Raw genomic sequence first — 6,194 nt, 5'->3', positions numbered from 1 at the left:
GGTTTATTTTTAATTTTTATATTAAAGAGCTTGATATATATCAGAACCCTCTGAAATTTCCTTGCTAAAATCTCTCTTCCTATCAATTGCTGCCTTAATTGCAAATGACTTAGCTGGATTATCGATAAGAACAGCTCCTACTAATACTCCATTATTGAAGAATAACTTAGTATATTTTCCTTCTTCATACTTAATTGCAGTTAGTCCTTCAGATGATATATCACCTACTGAGAATAGGTTAATACCCATTACCATAAGCATACTTGATGGAATTATAGGCTTATATGCTGTTTTCTCCCCAACTGCATTAAGACCTGCTATTCTACCCTGCTCTGTTGCTATTGGCCATAATCCTGGAGTCTTACCATTAAATTCTGCAACATCTCCAGCTGCATAAACATCAGCTACTGAAGTTTCCATAAATTCGTTAACCTTAACTCCCCTACCTGTTTCAATGGAAGCATCCTTAGCAATTGATAAATTAGCTCTAACACCTGCTGATATTATAACCATTTGAGCATCTATTACTCTACCATCTGCTATTTCAATGCCCTGAACATTACTGCTTCCAAGTATTTTCTTAGTATCAGCATTTTTATGAACCTTAATTGAGTTTTCACCCATAATATTCTCTAGAAGATTTCCACCTTCAACATCTACCTGTCTTGATAATACAGCAGCTGAGTTTTGAATAATATTAACGTTGAACCCTTGTCCGCTTGATGCTAAGCTATATGCTGCTTCTATTCCAAGTAAGCCTCCACCTATAACTGCAACATCCTTAACATTGTTCTCTTTAATATAATCCTTGATCTTAACTACATCATTAAATTCTCTAATAGAAAATACTCCGTTTATATTAACATTTTCTATTGAAGGAATAAATGGACTACTTCCATTAGCTAGTATTAGCTTAGAATAGTCTATTTTAAGCCCAAGAGACGTTTCTACAATCTTTTCAACTGTATTAATAGCTGTAACCTTACATCCCTTAATAAATCCAATACCATTGTCTGTGTAAAAATCTTGCCCCTTAAGTAGTATCGAATCAACACTTAGTCCATCTGATAGAGCCTTACTAAGTCTCATTCTATTATATGGAAGATATTCTTCCTGGCCGATTACTATTACCGGCATTTTAGGATTTTTGATTTTTATTGATTCTGCAGCTGTTAATGCTGCAACCCCTGAACCTACTATTACAATTTTATCCAAAATTACACCCCTTTTGTTAATAATAATTATTATGTAGTATTTAGTATATAATACCATATAATTTGTTAAATATTAAGCAAAAAATTAAAACCTAGCTATATATATTATTATAGCTAGGTTACTATGCTACTTAAGTCTACTTAAAATGCTATTAACAGCATTCTGAGCTCTCTCCATAAGTATGGTTTCATCTACTAATTTAATCTTATAATCCTTCATAACAATCTTACCATTAATTATAGATGTTTTAATGTCACTTCCCTGTGCTGAATACACAATGTTAGCATAATAATTAAAGCATGGAGTTAAGTGGGGTTTTTTTGTGTCTATTAATATAATATCAGCCAGATACCCTTCCTTAATCTTACCAAGGGAATCCTCCATACCAAGTGCCTTAGCACCATTAACCGTTGCAATTTCTAAAGTTGTATATGGATCCATTACATTAGCATTAGAATTAAAAAGCTTCTGAACTAGAGAAAACACCTTCATTTCCTCAACCATATTAAGACTATTGTTACTTGAAGGTCCATCTGTTCCAAGGCAAATATTAACACCCTTACGCTTTGCATCTATAGCAGGTGCTGTTCCACTTGCAAGCTTCATATTGCTTTGAGGATTAACTACCATAGCTACTTTATTATCCTTAAGTATCTTCATATCATCTTCATCAATATGAATACAATGTGCAGCTATAACTTTGTTCCCTTCAAATAACCCTATATCATTGCAGTACTTAATAGGAGATACCTTATGTGATGCCTTAATTGTATCTATCTCTTCCCTAGATTCTGATAAATGAATCTGAATAGGAATATTGTTAACTCTACCTGCTTCAGATACCATAATTAATGCCTCTGTAGAACATGTATATGGTGAGTGTGGTGCAAGAGTTATATTAACAAGGTCACTTTGAATATTTTCTTTAAGTGATATTGTCTTATCAATTTGCTTCTTATAATCATCACCAATTATGGTATTCCCAAGGAATGCTCTTATATTCATATCTTTAGCTGCGTTAGCTATCTCTGATAGCTTATAATACATATCAACAAATGTTGTTGTACCGCTTTTAATCATTTCTACTATTCCAAGTAGGCTTCCTATATATACATCATCCTTGGTCATCTTAGCTTCAAAAGGAAATATTCTTTCGTTAAGCCACTTCATAAGCGGAAGTCCCTCTCCATATCCTCTAAGTAAAGTCATAGGTACATGGGTATGCATGTTAATAAGACCTGGCATAGCAATGCATCCCTCTCCATCAATAACCTTAAGTGATGTAATAGGTCCCTCATATTCCCCTGATTCTACCTTCTCTATAGTGTTACCACTTATAAGTATATATCCTTTGTTTAGTATATTGTCCTTGCCATCCATTGTTATAATTGAAACATTATTTATTAAGATACTCATACAATACCACTCCAAATCCTTAAATTAAGTAATCCTTCACTCTTCCAATAATATCTTGTGTAGTATTAACACTAACTAAGATACCCTCTTCTGTATATTCTTCACTTTCTACACATTTATTATTATGTAGATATGATATAACACTTCCATCTGTATACGGTACCATTAATTTTACCTGAATAAAGCTTTTATATACCTTTTCTTCAATTACTTTAAGTAGCTGATCTAAATTTATATCACCCTTAGCTGATATATAAAGTGCATCCTTATACTTAGCCCTCATTAAAGAAAGCATATCCTCATCTACCTTATCCACCTTATTAAGTACAAGTATAGTTTCCTTATCCTCAGCTCCAATTTCCTTAAGAACTTCATCTACCGTATTAATTTGAGCAATTACATTTTCGCTTGAAATATCAGCTACATGGACTACTAAATTACTGTATACTATTTCTTCTAAGGTAGACTTAAATGCTTCTACAAGGTCATGTGGAAGCTTTCTTATAAATCCTACTGTATCTGAAATAAGACATTCCTTACCTGATGGAAGGGATATGCTTCTTGTTGTTGTATCAAGTGTTGCAAATAGCATATTTGCTTCAAGAACCTTTTCCTTTTCGACTCCTGCCATATCACAAAGCTTATTTCTAATAGTAGACTTACCTACGTTAGTGTATCCAACTAAAGATATAACTGGTATCTCCTTAGACTTTCTTCTTTCTCTTTGAAGATTTCTTGTTTTCTTAACTTCCTTAAGCTGCCTTTCTAGATCAAGTAGTTCTCTTTTAATTCTACGTCTATCAAGCTCAAGTTTTTTCTCACCAGGGCCTCTTGTTCCTATTCCTCCACCTGTTCTAGATAGTGCCCCACCAGCACCTATAAGCCTTGGAAGTCTATATTTTAGCTGCGCAAGTTCTACCTGCAGTTTTCCTTCTTTAGATATTGCCCTTTGAGCAAATATATCAAGAATTAAAGTTGTTCTATCTATAACCTTACAACCAATTTCCCTCTCAAGGTTTCTAACCTGTGCACCACTTAATTCATCGTCAAAAACAACAGTGTGGGCCATAAGCGTTTGGCGAAGTAGTGCAATTTCTTTAACCTTACCTGTTCCTATGTAAAATGATGGGTCAATCTTAGACTTGTTTTGTATAACCTTAGATAAAACCTCTCCTCCAGCAGTGTTTACAAGCTCCTCTAGCTCCTCTAGTGATTCCTCTGAAGAATACATATCATCACTTAACGTACCTACAAGAATAACCTGTTCAGTTTCCTTATCAAGATTAGCGTAAATCTTATCATAAAGTCTTTCCTCTATATATGATATGATATTAAGCACATCAATATTAGGAAGCATATTCATAGAAAATGGCCCCTCAAAAACAGACTCCTTAGATAACTTCCCATCTATCGGATTAATAATCGCAAATGAAAAATTATCTGGCTTTGAGTCCTTAACTCCTACAGCCACCATAAGATCAAATTTCAAATTAACAAGTGCTGTTAAATCGACACTTGAAACCTCCCCATTACCATTAGGGTGAGTATGTATACATCTTATTCCATTAAGAAACTCTGATGATCTTCTCTCTGTAATATCTTCAAGGTTAACAGAGTTACCATCTCCAATTGCAACATCTAAAACCTTTCCACGTCTATTTATGTATACTGAAATCTCTCTATTAATCTCACCTGTAATAGAGGATATAATATTCACTATTTCTTCGTCAACTATAGAATTCTTATGTGTTTCTATATCGAATATTTGCTCTAGTAGATTAATATAGGTTTTTTTAACACCTACAATGTTTCCTCTTATCATAGTTTCCTCCTTGTTTTTTCCTTAGAAAATCTCTCTCTTTACTATCTATTATTATACACTACTGTAAATACAATTTATACTTATTCATAGGCTTAAACTTACTGATATAACTTATTTAAAAATGATATGAGTAACTTACTCCTATTTCCTTGACAACTATTTAACTTTAGCTTATATTAGTGATTATTAACATGTTGTAGACTGAAGATACAAGGAGGGGAATATATTGGAAAATAAGAAAGAGAATGTTCTTTTTTCTAAAGAACAAATTGCAGAAAGAATTACAGAAGTAGCCAAAGTTATCTCAGAAGACTATGCAGGAAAGAAGCTATATGTACTTTCACTTCTACGTGGAAGCTTCATATTTGCAGCTGACCTAGTTAGAGAGATTACTGTTCCTGTTAACATAGGCTTTATGTCAACATCAAGCTATGGACATGGAGAAGTATCAACTGGTAGTGTTCAAGTTGTTCAAGACATAGCTGATAACATTGAAGGATATGATGTTCTTATCGTAGACGATATAGTTGACACTGGTACAACTATGAAGTTCGTTAAGGAGTATTTAGCACAGCGTAACCCAGCAAGTATTAAATCATGTGTTCTACTTGATAAGCCTAGCAGAAGAAAGGTTGAAATTGACCCTGATTATACTTGTTTCACTATAGATGATGTTTTCGTTGTTGGATATGGTCTTAACTACGGAGATTATTACAGAAACATTCCTTACGTATTTAACTGGGAATCATAAAATAAAAGCCTGAGTTTCCTCAGGCTTTTTCTTTTTGACTATTTTACTTCGTAGTTATACTTACTCTTAAGATCTTCAATTAGTCCAACATATGCTTTTTGTTGACCTGATTGAATTAGGTTATTCATTATTTGAGGCTTAACCTCTTCTAATGACTTAACTCTTTCAGGAAGCTTTTCGTCTACTACTATTAAATGGTATCCAAACTGAGTCTTAACTGGTGAGCTAAGCTCTCCAACGTTTAGAGCGAATGCAGCATCTTCAAACTCAGGAACCATCATTCCACGTCCAAATGAACCTAGTGATCCACCTTGTGCTCCTGATGGGCATGATGAGTACTTCTTAGCAGCTTCTGCAAAGCTTAGACCATCATTAATTTCAGCAACAATTTCGTTAGCCTTTTCTTCAGTATCAACTAATATATGACTAGCTTGTACTTGAGCTGCATCTGTAAAGTTATCCTTATTTGCTTCATAGAATTCTGAAATCTCTTCATCTGAAACTTTTACTTCTGATAAAGTATCATTGATAGCGATTTGTGAAAGGATTCCTCTCTTAGCATCTTCAATTTGGCTCTTATATTCATCTCTGTTTTCGATTCCTTGTTCTACTGCATGAGCATATAGAAGTTCCCATGATGCAACTTGCTCTAAAAGATATTTCATTCCATCCTCTGATTCAAGTTGAGTTCTTCTTTCTGGTGGAAACTTTTCTAAAGCAGCTTGTAGGTCTGCCTCTGTAATTTCTCTGCCATTAACAACGGCTAATACTTTATTTTCCATGTTAAATCTCCTTAAACAGTAATTTATTTAGGTTATACTATTCATTATATTATAAAATCATCTATTATACAAAAAAATGTTCCCCTAAATATATAAAAATAGTGACAAGATAAGTTATTAATTTACCATTGTCACCTTAATACACAAAAATTAGTCAAAAAATAAAAATGGCTCCGCGGAGAGGACTCGAACCTCCAACCTATCGGTT

At 33.6% G+C, this 6,194-nt stretch carries 5 protein-coding genes; 1 reads left to right on the top strand and 4 read right to left on the bottom strand.

Going from position 1 to position 6,194, the window contains the following annotated elements:
* Window positions 1-21: 21 nt before the first annotated feature.
* From RR539_RS10020 to hflX, 3 genes are all read right to left on the bottom strand, one after another.
* Window positions 22-1,215: an NAD(P)/FAD-dependent oxidoreductase gene (locus RR539_RS10020; protein WP_332500390.1), complete on the bottom strand. Its 1,194-nt coding sequence runs from the start codon at window positions 1,213-1,215 to the stop codon at window positions 22-24.
* A 126-nt stretch (window positions 1,216-1,341) separates the two neighbouring features.
* Window positions 1,342-2,631, bottom strand: coding sequence for an amidohydrolase (locus tag RR539_RS10015; protein WP_332483808.1), 1,290 nt, complete (start codon window positions 2,629-2,631; stop codon window positions 1,342-1,344).
* Window positions 2,632-2,650: 19 nt separating this feature from the next.
* Entirely contained in the window at window positions 2,651-4,453 is a 1,803-nt protein-coding gene (gene hflX, locus RR539_RS10010; protein WP_332474886.1) for a GTPase HflX, read from the bottom strand.
* A 226-nt stretch (window positions 4,454-4,679) separates the two neighbouring features.
* Here hflX and hpt point away from each other — a divergent pair, with 226 nt between their 5' ends.
* On the top strand, window positions 4,680-5,204 hold the full coding sequence (gene hpt / locus RR539_RS10005; RefSeq protein WP_332474887.1) for a hypoxanthine phosphoribosyltransferase: 525 nt from the start codon (window positions 4,680-4,682) through the stop codon (window positions 5,202-5,204).
* A 38-nt stretch (window positions 5,205-5,242) separates the two neighbouring features.
* Here the strand turns inward: hpt and RR539_RS10000 are convergent, their stop codons facing one another.
* On the bottom strand, window positions 5,243-5,986 hold the full coding sequence (locus RR539_RS10000) for a peptidylprolyl isomerase (RefSeq protein ID WP_332474888.1): 744 nt from the start codon (window positions 5,984-5,986) through the stop codon (window positions 5,243-5,245).
* Window positions 5,987-6,194 lie beyond the last annotated feature (208 nt).

The sequence above is a fragment of the Clostridium sp. genome (assembly GCF_036639235.1).
Classification (GTDB): domain Bacteria; phylum Bacillota; class Clostridia; order Clostridiales; family Caloramatoraceae; genus Clostridium_AB.
This window is presented reverse-complemented; position numbering and strand designations above follow the sequence as displayed.